At 65.3% G+C, this 13747-nt stretch carries 17 protein-coding genes; 10 read left to right on the forward strand and 7 right to left on the reverse strand.

The window, feature by feature from the left end; translation table 11 throughout:
* Positions 1–94: 94 nt before the first annotated feature.
* Together AC3WTO_RS21305 and AC3WTO_RS21310 are read right to left on the reverse strand one after the other, a co-directional pair.
* Positions 95–865: a DUF1365 domain-containing protein gene (locus AC3WTO_RS21305; protein WP_492462908.1), complete on the reverse strand. Its 771-nt coding sequence runs from the start codon at positions 863–865 to the stop codon at positions 95–97.
* Positions 862–2202, reverse strand: coding sequence for an NAD(P)/FAD-dependent oxidoreductase (locus AC3WTO_RS21310; RefSeq protein WP_492462909.1), 1341 nt, complete (start codon positions 2200–2202; stop codon positions 862–864). Before AC3WTO_RS21310 ends, AC3WTO_RS21305 begins: the two co-directional genes overlap by 4 nt.
* A gap of 258 nt (positions 2203–2460) precedes the next feature.
* On the opposite strand from AC3WTO_RS21310, the gene AC3WTO_RS21315 reads away from it, so the two are divergent.
* From AC3WTO_RS21315 to AC3WTO_RS21330, 4 genes are all read left to right on the forward strand, one after another.
* Positions 2461–3009: a sigma-70 family RNA polymerase sigma factor gene (locus tag AC3WTO_RS21315; RefSeq protein WP_492462910.1), complete on the forward strand. Its 549-nt coding sequence runs from the start codon at positions 2461–2463 to the stop codon at positions 3007–3009.
* Positions 3006–3629 carry a ChrR family anti-sigma-E factor gene (locus tag AC3WTO_RS21320; RefSeq protein WP_492462911.1) on the forward strand — a complete coding sequence of 208 codons (624 nt, stop codon included), beginning with the start codon at positions 3006–3008 and terminating at the stop codon, positions 3627–3629. The genes AC3WTO_RS21315 and AC3WTO_RS21320 overlap by 4 nt, the downstream gene beginning before the upstream one ends.
* 192 nt (positions 3630–3821) lie before the next feature.
* Complete coding sequence (locus AC3WTO_RS21325; RefSeq protein ID WP_492462912.1) at positions 3822–4649, forward strand: DUF1295 domain-containing protein; 828 nt, start codon at positions 3822–3824, stop codon at positions 4647–4649.
* Positions 4640–5671: an SAM-dependent methyltransferase gene (locus AC3WTO_RS21330; RefSeq protein WP_492462913.1), complete on the forward strand. Its 1032-nt coding sequence runs from the start codon at positions 4640–4642 to the stop codon at positions 5669–5671. Before AC3WTO_RS21325 ends, AC3WTO_RS21330 begins: the two co-directional genes overlap by 10 nt.
* Positions 5672–5677: 6 nt before the next feature.
* Here AC3WTO_RS21330 and AC3WTO_RS21335 read toward each other — a convergent pair whose 3' ends face one another.
* From AC3WTO_RS21335 to AC3WTO_RS21345, 3 genes are all read right to left on the reverse strand, one after another.
* The gene (locus tag AC3WTO_RS21335) at positions 5678–6079 is read right to left on the reverse strand and encodes a DUF2177 family protein (protein WP_492462914.1); all 402 of its coding nucleotides are present in this window, start codon (positions 6077–6079) and stop codon (positions 5678–5680) included.
* A 101-nt stretch (positions 6080–6180) separates the two neighbouring features.
* Entirely contained in the window at positions 6181–7608 is a 1428-nt protein-coding gene (locus tag AC3WTO_RS21340; RefSeq protein WP_492462915.1) for a cryptochrome/photolyase family protein, read from the reverse strand.
* Between the two features lie 4 nt (positions 7609–7612).
* Complete coding sequence (locus AC3WTO_RS21345) at positions 7613–7981, reverse strand: DUF2147 domain-containing protein (RefSeq protein WP_492462916.1); 369 nt, start codon at positions 7979–7981, stop codon at positions 7613–7615.
* Between the two features lie 521 nt (positions 7982–8502).
* Between AC3WTO_RS21345 and AC3WTO_RS21350 the strand changes: the two genes are divergently transcribed.
* The gene (locus AC3WTO_RS21350) at positions 8503–8925 is read left to right on the forward strand and encodes an ABZJ_00895 family protein (RefSeq protein ID WP_492462917.1); all 423 of its coding nucleotides are present in this window, start codon (positions 8503–8505) and stop codon (positions 8923–8925) included.
* Positions 8926–8932: 7 nt separating this feature from the next.
* Here AC3WTO_RS21350 and AC3WTO_RS21355 read toward each other — a convergent pair whose 3' ends face one another.
* Positions 8933–9829 (reverse strand): LysR family transcriptional regulator, encoded by an 897-nt coding sequence (locus AC3WTO_RS21355; RefSeq protein ID WP_492462918.1) that lies wholly within the window; start codon positions 9827–9829, stop codon positions 8933–8935.
* 154 nt (positions 9830–9983) lie between these two features.
* Here AC3WTO_RS21355 and AC3WTO_RS21360 point away from each other — a divergent pair, with 154 nt between their 5' ends.
* From AC3WTO_RS21360 to AC3WTO_RS21375, 4 genes are all read left to right on the forward strand, one after another.
* Complete coding sequence (locus AC3WTO_RS21360) at positions 9984–10718, forward strand: SDR family oxidoreductase (RefSeq protein ID WP_492462919.1); 735 nt, start codon at positions 9984–9986, stop codon at positions 10716–10718.
* 29 nt (positions 10719–10747) lie between these two features.
* Positions 10748–10960 (forward strand): tautomerase family protein, encoded by a 213-nt coding sequence (locus AC3WTO_RS21365; protein ID WP_492462920.1) that lies wholly within the window; start codon positions 10748–10750, stop codon positions 10958–10960.
* Positions 10961–11078: 118 nt separating this feature from the next.
* Entirely contained in the window at positions 11079–11906 is an 828-nt protein-coding gene (locus AC3WTO_RS21370; protein WP_492462921.1) for an SDR family oxidoreductase, read from the forward strand.
* A gap of 37 nt (positions 11907–11943) precedes the next feature.
* On the forward strand, positions 11944–12933 hold the full coding sequence (locus AC3WTO_RS21375) for an AraC family transcriptional regulator (RefSeq protein WP_492462922.1): 990 nt from the start codon (positions 11944–11946) through the stop codon (positions 12931–12933).
* An 11-nt stretch (positions 12934–12944) separates the two neighbouring features.
* Here AC3WTO_RS21375 and AC3WTO_RS21380 read toward each other — a convergent pair whose 3' ends face one another.
* Positions 12945–13496, reverse strand: coding sequence for a hypothetical protein (locus tag AC3WTO_RS21380; RefSeq protein ID WP_492462923.1), 552 nt, complete (start codon positions 13494–13496; stop codon positions 12945–12947).
* Between the two features lie 105 nt (positions 13497–13601).
* Between AC3WTO_RS21380 and AC3WTO_RS21385 the strand changes: the two genes are divergently transcribed.
* Positions 13602–13742 carry a hypothetical protein gene (locus AC3WTO_RS21385; RefSeq protein ID WP_492462924.1) on the forward strand — a complete coding sequence of 47 codons (141 nt, stop codon included), beginning with the start codon at positions 13602–13604 and terminating at the stop codon, positions 13740–13742.
* Positions 13743–13747 lie beyond the last annotated feature (5 nt).

Here is a 13747-nt window from a genome sequence, read left to right on the forward strand (position 1 = left end):
ATTCACCTTATCAGGATGTGCCCAAGGCTAGGGCAATCGCCGGTTTTGCGCGAGGCAAACCCCGGGCCGCGTCAACAGGAAATGATGCCGACCCTTACGATGCCCGCACAGGCGTCGTCGGTTCCTTCGGCGGCACCGGCTTGCGGCGGATGCGGATGCCTTTCAGCCACAGGCGCAGCGCGTGCCAGTGGATCGCCGCCATCACCTTGAAGGTCAGCAGCGGGTAGAGCAGCAGCCCGCGCAGCAGGCCAGCCTTGTCGAAAGGCGCGACCGTGCCCGCCAGCGAGGCATGGATCAGCGTGCCGTCCTGGTCGGCGCCGCGGATGGTGAGCGCGAAGCGCTCCGCCGGCAACAGCGTCATGAATTCGTAGTGCATGCCCATGTCCATGAACGGCGAGACATGGAAGCGCTTGGCGCAGCCATGCGTGCCCGGCCGCTCGCCGTCCCCTGCGTCGAACACATAGCTGTGTCGCTCGCCGAAGGTGTTGTGCACCTCGTAGACGATCGCGGCCAGCCGGCAATCCCGCTGATGGCAGAAATAGACGCTGATCGGGTTGAAACCGTAGCCAAGCACGCGCGGCATGCAGAACAGCCGGATCGGACCGCCGTCGAAAGCGATGTGGTGATCGGCGAGGATCTTCTCGATCTGCGGGCGCAGCGGCGCGCCCGAGCCGTCGCCGTGATCCTTGTCGTGGAAGCTCAGCACGTTGCGGCGGTTGTAGGAGAACAGCGCGCTTCGGCCGGGCAGGGTGGCCAGTTCGTCCAGGTCGAGCAGCATCCAGAACAGGCGATATTTCAGCGCATGTGTGCGCGGCCTCATCCTGCGGTGGAACACGGTGCCGAAATAGAGCACGGACCGGCTCATGCGGCGATCTCCCGCGGCTGTTGCGGCCAGCTTTCGGGCAGCGAGATGCGGGAGGATTGCCCGGCCACTGTCCAGGGCCGCGCCACCCCGCCCAGTGCTTCCGCCGCCGCCAGGCCCGACTGCAGGCCGTCCTCATGGAAGCCCGAGCCGAAATGCGCGCCGCAGAACCAGGTGCCCCGTTGGCCCTGCAGGGTCCACAACCGCCTCTGCGCCTCGATGGCCGCGCTGTCGAAAACCGGATGGTGATAGGTTTCGCGGTGCAGCACCCGGGCTTCGTCCAGCGGCTGGTGCGGGTTCAGCGTCACCAGCAGTGGCCGCGGCGTCTCGAAGCCTTGCAGCCGGTTCATCCAGTAGGTCACGCTGGCGCCATCATCGCCGGCGCTGCCGTCGACATGGTTCCAGCTCGACCACACCGCGCGCCGGCGCGGCATGGCGCTGGTGTCGGTGTGCAGCACCGCCTCGTTGCGGCTGTAGCGGAAGGCGCCGAGCAGGGTGCGTTCCTCGGGCGAGGGGTCGGCCAGCAGGCCGAGCGCCTGATCGGCATGGGTGGCGATCAGCACCGCGTCGAAGCGTTCGCTGCGGCCGTGTCGCTCCGCAATGGTGACATGGTTGCCGTGCCGGGTGATCGCGGCGATGTCGGCGCCGAGGCGGATGCTGCCGCGGAAGGCGTCCGCCAGTTTGCGCACATAGGCGATGCTGCCGCCGTCCACCGTGCGCCATTGCGGCCGCCCGTTCAGCATCAGCAGGCCATGGTTGTGAAAGAAGCAAATGAAGGCGGAGGCCGGATAACCGAGGATGGCCGAGCAGGGCGCCGACCAGATCGCGCCGGCCATCGGCAGCAGGTGGTCGTCGCGGAACGCCGCGCCATAGCCGCCGCGCTGCAGGTAGTCGCCCAGCGTGTGCGAGGCTGGCATGTCGGCGAGGTCGGCGGCGGCCGAACGGTAGAAACGCACCAGGTCACGCAGCATCGACCAGAAGCGTGGGTTGGCCACGTTGCGTTTCTGCGCGAACAGGCCGCCGAGGCCGGTGCCGGAATATTCCAGCCGGCCGGCATCGCGCGACACCGCAAACGACATGTCGGAAGCTTTGGTCTTGACGCCGAGATGTGAAAACAGTGCCGTCAGGTTGGGATAGGTCGTTTCATTGTAGACGATGAAGCCGGTATCGACCGCCACCGGCTCCGGCGCGCCTTCCACCATCACCGTGTTGGAATGGCCGCCCAGCCGCTTCTCGCGCTCATAGAGCACGACATCGTGCCGTGTCCCCAGCAGCCAGGCCGCCGAAAGGCCGGAGATGCCTGCTCCGATCACGGCGATGCGTTTTCTTGCCTGTTGCATGCTCTGCCCCTGCCTGCGGCGGCCGGGAATGCGACCGTCGCACCAGATACGTGTCGCAGGCGCATTCGGATCACGGCTGGAGCGTTTCCGTTTTTCGCGGAGACGCAGAGACGCTCCAAACCCGTCACACGCTTTTCGTGGAATGGGTGATCCAAATCGCGCCGCCATGCGTAATCCGGTTGGAAAGTCGACGGAAAGCAGCATTGTGGTGATCTCTTGCCAGCCGCGGCACGCTTGGACCTATATTGCGACGTGATGGTGGAATTCGATCCAGCCCGGCTGATCACGCGCATCGCGGCAACCCAGGACCGGGCGGCCTTCGCGGCGATGTTCGAATTTTACGCCCCGCGCGTGAAGGCGATGATGATGCGCCGGGGCGCCAGCGCCGACCGGGCGGAGGACCTCGCCCAGGAAACGCTGCTCAGGCTGTGGCGCAAGGCAGGGCAGTTCGACCCGGCCCGCGCCAGCGCGTCGGCCTGGGTCTATGCCATCGCCCGCAATGTCAGCGTCGATATCATCCGGCGCGAGGGCCGCGCTGCCGTCTGGCTGGAGGAGCAGGATGAGCCGGACGAGGAAGACTTGAATGAGCCCGAGCAGCATCTGCTGATCGCCGAGCGTGAAGGCCTTGTCCGCTCGACGATGGCGACGCTGCCGGAAGAACAGGTCCGGGTCATCCGGCTGTCGTTCTTCGACGGGCTCGCGCATTCTGAGATCGCGGAACTGCTCGGCATTCCGCTTGGCACTGTGAAGTCGCGCATCAGGCTTGCCCTGCAGCGCCTGCGCGATCGGCTTGGTGAACTGCAATGAACGACCACATCACCCATCACCCGAGCGAAGAGACGCTCGCCCTCCATGCGGCGGGTGCGCTCGATCAGGCCCGCGCGCTCATCGTCTCCATGCATCTTGCCCGCTGCCCGGCCTGCCGGGCGGACGTGACCCGGTTCGAAGCAGTCGGCGGCGCGTTGCTGGAGGAAGCCCCGCCCGTGGCGATGAAATCAACCGCCCTCGAAAACGCTCTGCGCCTCATCGAGAATGAACGCATGCATCCGGCTGACACCACACAGGCCGATCCGCTCGACGACTATGCTCTCGGGCCGTGGCGCTGGGTCGGGCCGGGTGTTCGCCAGCGCTCGGTGTCCGTCCCCGAGGTCGACGGCATCAAGGTCTTCATGCTGAAGGCCGCGCCCGGCACCAGGCTGCCGCACCATAAGCACGCCGGCTACGAATGGACCTGCGTGCTGGAAGGTGCCTTCGAACATGCCTTCGGCCGTTATGGGCCTGGCGATTTCGACGAGGCCGACGAGACGATGGAGCACAAACCCACGGTCTGTGAGGGCGAACCCTGCATCTGCATCGTCGCACTGCAGGGCAACATCCGCCTGCAGAGCCGCCTCGGCCGCCTGCTGCAGCCGCTGATCCGGCTGTGAGGGAGGCGATATGGCGGGCGGTCGATCGAAATCGTCGGAGATGAGCCGGCGTGCCCCCATCTCCGTCATCCTCGACCTCGTAGCGAAGCGAAGCGTGTCGGGGATCCATTCCGGAACGCCGCAGAACCCTGGCGGGACGCTGACGCCGGCAGCTCCCGTCGGAACATCGGCCCATGCGGGAGCGCCTCGGTCATGACCGTCGCGATGTTCCTGGTCACGCTCATCATAGTCGCGCTGGCACTCGCCATCGGCATGACGCTCGCCTGGCTGGCATGGCGCCGGACGAGGAATTCCGGTTGGGTCGATACGGTGTGGACCTTCAGCGTCGGCCTCGTCGGGCTTGCCGGCGCGCTCCTGCCGCCCACCGGGGCGGAGGCGCTTGCGCCGCGCCGCGCCATGGTCGCGGCGTTCGCCTGCCTGTGGGCGCTGCGGCTTGGTCTCCACATCGCCCAGCGCACGCGCGGCATCACCGATGACCCGCGTTATGCCAGGCTGCTGGAGGGCTGGGGAGCGGATGCGCCGCGCCAGATGTTCTTCCTGCTGCAGAAGCAGGCGTTGGTCAGCATCCCGCTCGGCCTCGCCATGGTGCTGGCCGCCGCCAATCCTGAACCCGCGCTGCGCCTGCAGGACTGGCTCGCGGTCGCGATCATGGCTGTCGCGATAGCCGGCGAAGCCACGGCTGATGCGCAACTGCGCCGCTTCGCCGCCGATCCGGCCAACCGCGCCAAGGTTTGCGAGGCAGGTCTCTGGCGCTGGTCGCGCCATCCCAACTATTTCTTCGAGTGGCTCGGCTGGCTTGCCTATCCGCTGCTGGCCATCGGTGCATGGCAATCGGGCTGGGCAGCGCTCGCCGCTCCCGTCTGCATGTACTGGCTGCTCGCCTATGTATCCGGCGTGCCGCCGCTGGAGGAGCACATGCTGGCCACGCGTGGCGACGCCTATCGCGCCTACCAACGGCGCATCAGCACCTTCTTCCTCTTGCCACCGGGCGTGAAAACACGGGTGACTTCATGGGACTGATCGACCGTACCGTGCAACTGGGCGAAACGTTCCCATGGCCCGATCCCGTGCTGAGAAGCGCCATCGGCCTGCTGGTCGCGCGCACCGACCGCCGCCTTGGCCTCTCGCCGGAGGGCATCGAGCGGGAGTTCGCCGATGCGATGTCGAACTACCCAGTCGCCATTCACACCGCCGATGCGAACGCCCAGCATTACGAGTTGCCCGAGCGCTTCTTCGGCCTGGTGCTCGGGCCGCGCCGCAAATATTCGTGCTGCCTGTTCGCCTCTTCCGAAACCAAGCTCGCCGAGGCCGAGGAACTGGCTCTGAAACGCACGGCCGACCATGCCGGCCTTCGCGACGGACAGGCGATCCTCGAACTCGGCTGCGGCTGGGGCTCGCTTTCACTGTGGATGGCCGAGCGTTTCAGAAACGCCCGCATCACCTCCGTATCCAATTCGCATTCGCAGCGCGCCTTCATCGAGGCCGAGGCCACCAGACGCGGCCTGACCAACCTGAAGGTCGTGACCGCTGACATGAACGATTTCGACACTGTCGGCAGGTTCGACCGCATCGTCTCGGTCGAGATGTTCGAGCATATGGCGAACTGGCGGATGCTGCTGGCGCGCATGAAGGGCTGGCTTGTGCCGGACGGGCGCGCCTTCGTCCATGTCTTCAGCCATGCCGTGGCGCCCTATCGCTTCGACAGCAACAATCCGGCCGACTGGATCGCCAAATACTTCTTCACCGGCGGCCTCATGCCGAGCCATGGTCTGATGCATGCCTTTGCGGAGAGCTTCACCGTCGAGCAGGAATGGCGCTGGAGCGGCGAGCACTATCGCCACACCGCGGATGCCTGGCTCGCCAACTTCGACGCCAGGGCCGGCGAGGTCGGCGCTATCCTGCGGGAGGTCTATGGCAAGGACGCCGCCCTATGGCATCGCCGCTGGCGCCTGTTCTTCCTCGCCACCTCAGGCCTGTTCGGTCATGCCGGCGGCAGCGCCTGGGGTATCAGCCACTACCGACTGGCACCGTCGCGCGATTAGTCGGCCTCACCCTGCAACCCAGCGCGCCGCCTGGTAGGCGGCCAGTGCGGTCAGGCCCGCGACGACCGTCCCGTAGGCGAGGTCGATCAGCGTGATCTGCAGTGTCCAGCTGCGCAGCGTCGCATAGTTGGTGAGGTCGTATGTGGCGTAGGCGATCAGGCCGAACAGCGCGCCATGGGCAAGCGCCGTTCCCGCCGATCCCGCGCGCAAGGCCGGCATGGCGGCGAAGACGACGAGACCGACCGGATAGAGCAGGTAGAAGGCGAGCGCCGGCGCGATCCTGAGGTCGCTCAGCAGGATATCGCCCAGCACCGGCCGATAGATCCGGCTCGTCATGGTGGTCAGCCAGATGGCGTCGAGTGCGCCGAATACGATCAGCGAGGCGATGTAGGCAACGATGTAGGTCACGGCGTCGTCTCCCGATGGCTGGCGCATTTCCGATGGCCGCGACCTTGTCGCGGCGCATGGCAGCGCGTGTTCAAAAGATACGCGCCGCCCACGCGATTGGATCAGTTATCGCCGCGCGTCGCCCGATAGGTCGCCATCGCGCGCTCCCGCGCCTGCGCATGGTCGACGATCGGTTGCGGGTAGTCCGTGCCGAGATCCAGGCCGCTATCGTGCAGCACCGATGCCGGCGCCTCCCATGGCCGATGGACGAAGCGGTCCGGCAGTTTCGTCAGTTCCGGCACCCAGCGCCGCACATAATCGCCCTGTGGGTCGAATTTCTCGCCCTGCAGCACCGGGTTGAAGATGCGGAAATAGGGTGCCGCATCGGCGCCCGACCCGGCCACCCATTGCCAGTTGGCGGGGTTGTTGGCGGCATCGGCATCGACCAGCGTGTCCCAGAACCATGCCTCGCCGTCGCGCCAGTCGATCAGCAGGTCCTTGATCAGGAAGGAGGCGGCGATCATGCGCACGCGATTGTGCATATAGCCGGTCTGCCACAACTCGCGCATGCCGGCGTCGACGATCGGATAGCCGGTCCGCCCACGCTGCCACGCCTCCAGCGCATTCGGTGTGCTGCGCCATGCGAAGGCGTCGAATTCCGGGCGGAAGTTCTCACGGTGCAATGCCTGGCGATGAAAGAGCAGATGGTAGCAGAATTCGCGCCAGGCCAGTTCCCTGGCGAAGCTCTCGGCGCCGCGGCCCTGCCTGCGCCGCAACGCCGCCATGATCCGGAACGGTGTGATCTCGCCATGCGCAAGATGTGGCGACAGGCCGGAGGTGGCGTCCTCGCCCGGCCTGTCGCGCCCTTCAGTGTAACGGGCCAGGCGTTCGTCGAGGAACGTCTCCAGCCGCTCCAGCGCGCCCTCTTCGCCGGGCCGCCAGCGCTCGGCCAGCCCGCCGGCCCAGTCCGGCTGCGGCAGTAGCCCGAGCGCATCGAGCGTTTCGCAAGCCAGCGTTGTTTCGCATCGTTCAAGCTGCTTCGGCGCGTCGACCGGGTCGCGCGGCTCCCCGTCCGCCAGCAGCCTTTTGTGGAAGGGCGTGAACACCTTGTAGAAATCGCCCGATTGCGTGGCCACGCGCGACGGCTCATGCAGCAGGAAGCCGTCGAAGCTCTCGGCCTGCAGGGCGTCGGCGCGCAGGCGGCTCTTCAGCGCCGCGTCGACGGCCATTCCGGCTGGATCATAACGTCGGTTCCAGAACACCGTGTCGGCGCCGCTCGCCTTGATGGTGTCCGCCACGATCCTGTCGGTCGCGCCCGCCCGCAGCAGCAGCCGGTTGCCGAGCGTCTCGATCGCCTTGCCGAGCGCGGCCAGCGAGTGATGCAGCCACCACCGGCTGGCGCCGCCATGGGGCCGGGCATCGGCGCCCGTTTCGTCGAGGATGAACAGCGGGACGACCGGCCTGCCGGTGTCTGCGGCGGCGGCGAGTGCCTTGTTGTCCGAAATCCGCAGGTCGTTGCGGAAAAGCACGATCATGGGACTGCCGGTCATGACGTCATCTGGCCGCCGTCCAGGACACATCCTTGCAGATCAGTTTGCCGACGAAGCAGCCGCGCGTGATCAGGCCGCCTTTGCGCGGCGTGAGCACGATCGAATAGTTCAGCTTGCGCTTGGCATCGTAGGCCGTGCCCGAAAAGCTGCCGGCCGCGCCCGGCGTCAGCGACATCACCAGCCGGTCGCCGGCCGCCTCGCCCTTGCTGGTGTCGCCGATCCACAGATTGGTGGCGCAGACCTTGTCGCCGCAGGGTGCTATGCGCACCAGCGCATTGCCGTCGCCTCGTTTCCATTTGCCCTCGATCCCGCCGGCCATGGCCGTTCCGCAAACCACGGCCAACGCCAAGGTCGATACGACAAGTGCGCGCATGTCCATCCCCTCGCAAGCCCCGGTTCTCGCAAAGCAAAGGGGTTACGCCGCAGACAGGCCGCTGGATCACCTGCAACGGCAGAAAGCTGACGAAGGCTGCCGGTCCCGGCTCGCAGGGTATCTTGTCTCCGCTGGGCGAACGCGCTCGTAGCAATTTCTACGGCCACCGATCTCGGCCGCACGCTGCAGGTCCCGCTCGGCGCCGCCCTCGACTGGGCCATCGGCCATTGCCACGAGATCGAGCAGGCACAGGAGGCCTATGGCGGCAGGAGCGTTTGAGGCTGCGGATGCGCTCCTTGCGAGGTCGAGGATAACGAGCTTGCTATGCCTTGCACCAATGGCCAACGATGGACGCTACCAGCCCGGATGTTGAAAGCATTGTCATCGTCGTCAATGTCGGAGATTGGCCGGAACATTCCTCGTAGCCGTCATCCTCGACCTCGGAGGGAGCACGCGGCGGCAGCGGTCGTTGCGCCCTTGCGATTTCTGCGCGATGCTGGGAGCGGTGGTGGGGGCTATGCATGGAACCGGTGAAGCTGTGGCGGTTTGCGCTGTTTTATGGCGGCGTTCGTCTTGTCCTGATTGTCGCCTTCATAGCGGCATCTGTGGCTTTTCCAATTCTTGAGAAAAGTGGTTCCGGCCTCGCCGTTGGCATTGAAATCGGGGCGATATTCGCCACGCACTATCGTTTCGTCCAAAGGACCGGGCGGGAAATCGAGGGCTTTGAATATTGGCCCCTGGTCTTTCGCTGCCTTGCGGTGTCCATGGTAATCCAGACCCCGGTGCTGCTTCTGGTTTTGGGCAGCGAGCCGGCAGGTTTTCTCGCCTTCGCCTTTGCTCTTGGGGCAGTCCTCAGCCTGGTTATGCTGATGATCGGATTCCGATCGTCTGTGGGGCGCCAATTTCTTAAAGGGCTGGAACAAAGGCGGCAACGTCAAGGCTGATGCTGTGTCACTCTAAAGCGCAGCCTGCCTGAACCTCCGCCACCCAGTCGAGGAACACCCGCAGGCGCGGCGCCACCTGGCGGTTCTGCGGGTAAAGTGCCGACAGTGGCGTCGGCGGCGGCGGCGTGGCGCGAAGGATCTCGACCAGCGCGCCGCTGGCAAGGTCCGGCGTGAAACGGTAGCGCGGCGCCTGGATCAGCCCGAGGCCGAGCCGCGCCAGTCCGGCTGCCGTGTCGGAATTGTTGCTGGTGACGCGGCTGGGCAGCACGATCTTGCGCACGCTGCCGTTGGCCATGAACTCCAGCGGCATCACCTCGCCGGTGCGCGACGACACGAAGCCCGTCATCCGGTGTCCGTCGAGATCGTCCGGGCTTTGCGGCGTGCCGTGTTGCTTCAGATAGGCAGGGCTCGCCGCCGTGATCTCCTCGATCATGCCCAGCCGCCGCAGGATCATGCCGCTGCTGGCCGGCTCGCCGGCGCGGATCGCGCAATGGATGCCTTCCCGCACCAGGTCGACCAGCCGGTCACCTTGCCCCAGATGCAGGTCGATCAGCGGATAGCGTGCCAGGAATTCTGGCAGTCGCGGCAAGAGGAAGGTGTGGGTCAGAAGGCCCGGCGCATCCACCCGCAGCTGCCCGCGCGGTTGGCCGTCGCGTAGGTCGCTTTCGGCCTCGTCGAGTTGGGCGAGGATGTCCAGGCAGCGCCGGTAATAGTCCTCGCCGTCCGGCGTTGGCGCCACATGTCGCGTCGTCCGCTCCAAAAGGCGCGCGCCGAGATTGGCTTCCAGCCGCTTCAGCGCCTCGGTGGCGGTGGAGCGCGGCACGCCGAGATCGGCCGCGGCCGCCGTGAAGCTGCGCCGTTCCACCACCTGCACGAACAGGCGCATCTGCTCGAGGCGATCCATGCCCGGTCTCCGCTCGAATGACGACCCGGACGGCAGGCCCGGTCGATGACATATCGCAATTGTTCAGAATATCCGAATAGTAATGGCGAGACCAGGGCGATTATCCCGAACGTTGCCGTCGCTATCTCCTGACCACGCCACAGGAGATCACATCATGGAAAAACAACGTGTCGCCATCATCACCGGCGCTTCGCGCGGCATCGGCGCCGCCATGGCGCAACGGCTTGCCCAGGATGGTTTCGCCGTCATCGTCAATTATGCACGCGGCCGTGACGAGGCCGAACAGGTCGTCGCAGCCATCGAGCGCGAAGGCGGCCGCGCCATCGCCGTCCAGGCCGACATCGGCGAAGCGTCCGGCGTGACCTCTCTGTTCGACCATGCCGAACAGGCTTTCGAGGGCATCGATGTCCTGGTCAACAACGCCGGCAGCATGAAACTCGGCGCGCTCGCCGAGGTCGCGGATGCTGATTTCGACCGCCAGGTCGCGCTCAATCTCGGTGGCGTCTTCCGCGGCATGCGCGAAGCGGCACGGCGGCTGCGCGACGGCGGCCGCATCATCTCCTTCTCGTCCAGCGTCGTCGGGCTCTACCAGCCGGGCTACGGCGTCTATGCCGCCACCAAGGCGGCGGTCGAGGCCATGACCCATATCCTGGCCAAGGAACTCGGACCGCGCGGCATCACCGTCAACGCCGTCGCGCCCGGCTCGGTCGAGACGCAGTTCTTCCTTCAGGGCAAGAGTGAGGAGCAGGTCCGCGCCATCACCGGCATGAACCCCTTCAAACGTCTCGGCCAGCCGCAAGACATCGCCCGCGTCGTCGCCTTCCTGGCCTCGCCCGACGCCGGTTGGGTCAATGGCCAGGTCGTCCGCGCCAATGGCGGCGTCATCTGAACCTTCACAGTCAAACCGGAGCAACCAACATGCCCTTCGCCAACATCAAGGTGCCGCAGGCCGCTTTGTCGAAAGCCCAGAAAGCAGAGATCGTCCACCGCGTCACCGCCTTGTTCGTCGATTATTTCAGCGAAGCCGCGCGCCCGCACACCATGGTGCTGATCGAGGAAGTGCCGGACGGCGGCTACGGCCGCGCCGACGAGGTCTTTGTCGTCCCCGAAGCCTATCGGGCGAAAGACTAGAGCGGACAGCGCGTTCCGGCCGCCAACTTTGGCACGATCGGATTGCGGATTGGCATCGTCCGCCACTGTGTGAAGCGCTGCGCCGCCATAGCCTGCTCCGCATCAACAGGAGCATGATATGCCAAACACCGTCTTCATCACCGGCACGTCGAGCGGGCTTGGCCGTGCCACGGCCAAGCTGTTCCAGGCACGCGGCTGGAACGTTGTCGCGACGATGCGCAGCCCCGACCAGGAGAACGAACTCAATCGGCTCGACAACACCCTGGTCACCCGCCTCGACGTTCAGGACAACGCCTCCATCCGTGCAGCCGTGGAGGCCGGCCTCGAGCGCTTCGGCCGCATCGATGCGCTGATCAACAATGCCGGTTACGGTACCTACGGGCCGCTGGAAGCGACCTCGCAGGAAAAGATCGCGCGCCAGTTCGACGTCAACGTGCTCGGCCTGATCGCAACCACCAAGGCGTTGCTGCCGCATTTCCGCGCCAACCGAAGCGGCACCATCGTCAACATATCGTCGATCGGTGGGCGCATCACCTTCCCGCTCAACAGCCTCTACCACGGCTCCAAATTCGCCGTGGAAGGCCTGTCCGAGGCACTGCAATACGAACTCGCGCCGCTCGGCATCCGGGTCAAGCTTGTCCAGCCGGGCGGCATCGACACCGATTTCGGCGGTCGCTCCCTTGATGTCTCCAACGAACCGGCGCTTGTCGAATACCAGCCGCTGATGCAGAAGGCCATCGAGGTGCTCGGCCCGATGATGGCGCAGGGTTCGTCGCCCGAGCGCATCGCCGAAGTCGTCTACGACGCCGCGACGGACGAAACCGGCCAGCTGCGCTGGGAGGCCGGCGCGGATGCCGTAGCTCTTTTGGCAGAACGACGGGCGAGCAGCGATGCAGTGTTCTTTGCCAGCATGAAGGCCCGCTTCGGCATAGCGGACGCGAAGTGATGGACATGCAGCGCGCCTTGGTGGTCTAACGCCTGCCATGCACAGCTACGCCCTCAACACGACATCGCAGTCGCTGCTGCGTGATCTCGGCGTGGTGCCGGCCAATGTGCTGCGCCGCGCCGGGCTGGCGGACGACCTCATGCAGCAGCCGTCGATGCGCCTCGCCGCGCAGGATTATTACCGGTTCTGGCGCGGTCTCGAGGCCGAGACGCAGGATCCGCTGCTGCCCATCCGCCTCTGCGAGGTGGTCCGGGCGGAATCCTTCTCGCCGCCGCTGTTTGCCGCGCTGTGCAGTCCAGACTTCGTCGTGGCCGCACAGCGCATCGCCAGATACAAGGCGCTCGTCGCGCCAATCCGGCTCGATGTCCTCGAACAGGGCGACACCACCACCATCGAATTCACCTGGCTCGACGCGCCGTTGTCGCCGCCAGTCTCACTGGTGGTGATGGAACTGCTGTTCTGTGTGACGCTGGTGTGTATGGGCACCCGCGAAATGATCCGCCCGCTCGCTGTCTCGACCACCGTGCTGCCGTCGCCGCTTGCGCCCTATGAAGCCTTCCTCGGTGTCGCGATGGAGCGCGCGGCCAGCCATGCCGTCACCTTCGCGACGGCGGATGCAAGGCGGCCCTTTCTCACCTCGAACGAGCAGTTATGGTCTGCCTTCGAGCCGGATCTGCGCCAGCGCCTGTCCGATCTCGACATGCCGGTCACGACCGCCAGGCGTGTTCGCGCCGCCCTGCTCGAAGGTCTGCCCAGCGGCCTTGTTTCGATGGAAGCCATCGGCCGCAAGCTCGCCCTGAGCAAGCGCACACTGCAACGGCGGGTCGAGGCGGAGGGCACCAGCTACCAGCAAATCCTCAACGAGACGCGCGAGGCGCTGGCACGCCACTATCTCGAAAAGACGACGCTGCCGGCCGCCGAGATCGCCTTCCTGCTCGGCTTCGACGAGCCGAACTCCTTTTACCGCGCCTTCCGGAACTGGACCGGCACGACGCCCGAGCGCGTCAGGCAGGATAGTGCGGCCTGATTGGCGATACGCTACGGAATGTCAAACCTCACGCTGCGGCCTTCGCGTGTCAGTTCGTCGGCATAGTCTTTCATGGCTGTCGGAAAGATCTGCGCAAACTGTTGGTCGGTATCGCCGCCACCCAGGCTCAGATAGATCGTGCGCTGACCTTCCTGCCGAAGGCGCAGCATGTGGCTCACGCCGTTCTTGTGGCGCTTCATACGATACGTGGTCGTCATTTCGGATCGGTCGAAGACTGCCAGGAACGGGCGAACGTAGCGGCAGCCACGAACCTCTATACGATCTGGATAGGTGACCAGTGACGTATTTGATCCTCCTAACGCGACTGCAGCTGCGAACACGCAGAGCAGCACCAACGCTAGTCCGACAAGACAGTAGACGATGGGTCGATCCAGTTGTTCGGATTGAGCTTCTGGTGCCGGTGCATTCCGGATCGAAAGCACGGGCAGAACCATCACGATGCTGCCAAGCGCCGTTAAGAGGACGAACATTCCAAGGAATGTCCAGACGGCTCTCGCCCCGCACTCATAGGTCGTGAAGATGATCTCGATGACCCCGTCCAATTGCCCCTCGGACTTCCCTTGCCAATCTCAAGATGGCGCCTGCGCCGAGGAACTTCAACGGATCAGGCTATTGGAAATCGGCGCGGGAACCCCCAGATCCGTCCCATGGTCGACCTCATCGGCATTCTGCTCGACATTCTTGGCACGTTCTTCGGAGATTGGATTAACAGACGAAACGGGTTGCGCATGGTCGCCATTGCGCTGGTGATCTCGTACTATTCTTACAAGTTCTACCGGCTGGTCTGAACCGT

Source organism: Mesorhizobium sp. EU05-FHT14A09 (assembly GCF_058790995.1).

Coding starts and splice junctions, on each gene's coding strand:
- AC3WTO_RS21350 (WP_492462917.1), top strand. CDS start 8,503: ATGGAACCGGTGAAGCTGTGGCGGTTTGCGCTGTTTTATGGCGGCGTT.
- AC3WTO_RS21360 (WP_492462919.1), top strand. CDS start 9,984: ATGGAAAAACAACGTGTCGCCATCATCACCGGCGCTTCGCGCGGCATC.
- AC3WTO_RS21370 (WP_492462921.1), top strand. CDS start 11,079: ATGCCAAACACCGTCTTCATCACCGGCACGTCGAGCGGGCTTGGCCGT.
- AC3WTO_RS21345 (WP_492462916.1), bottom strand. CDS start 7,981: ATGCGCGCACTTGTCGTATCGACCTTGGCGTTGGCCGTGGTTTGCGGA.
- AC3WTO_RS21385 (WP_492462924.1), top strand. CDS start 13,602: ATGGTCGACCTCATCGGCATTCTGCTCGACATTCTTGGCACGTTCTTC.
- AC3WTO_RS21310 (WP_492462909.1), bottom strand. CDS start 2,202: ATGCAACAGGCAAGAAAACGCATCGCCGTGATCGGAGCAGGCATCTCC.
- AC3WTO_RS21320 (WP_492462911.1), top strand. CDS start 3,006: ATGAACGACCACATCACCCATCACCCGAGCGAAGAGACGCTCGCCCTC.
- AC3WTO_RS21375 (WP_492462922.1), top strand. CDS start 11,944: ATGCACAGCTACGCCCTCAACACGACATCGCAGTCGCTGCTGCGTGAT.
- AC3WTO_RS21365 (WP_492462920.1), top strand. CDS start 10,748: ATGCCCTTCGCCAACATCAAGGTGCCGCAGGCCGCTTTGTCGAAAGCC.
- AC3WTO_RS21305 (WP_492462908.1), bottom strand. CDS start 865: ATGAGCCGGTCCGTGCTCTATTTCGGCACCGTGTTCCACCGCAGGATG.
- AC3WTO_RS21355 (WP_492462918.1), bottom strand. CDS start 9,829: ATGGATCGCCTCGAGCAGATGCGCCTGTTCGTGCAGGTGGTGGAACGG.
- AC3WTO_RS21325 (WP_492462912.1), top strand. CDS start 3,822: ATGACCGTCGCGATGTTCCTGGTCACGCTCATCATAGTCGCGCTGGCA.
- AC3WTO_RS21340 (WP_492462915.1), bottom strand. CDS start 7,608: ATGACCGGCAGTCCCATGATCGTGCTTTTCCGCAACGACCTGCGGATT.
- AC3WTO_RS21330 (WP_492462913.1), top strand. CDS start 4,640: ATGGGACTGATCGACCGTACCGTGCAACTGGGCGAAACGTTCCCATGG.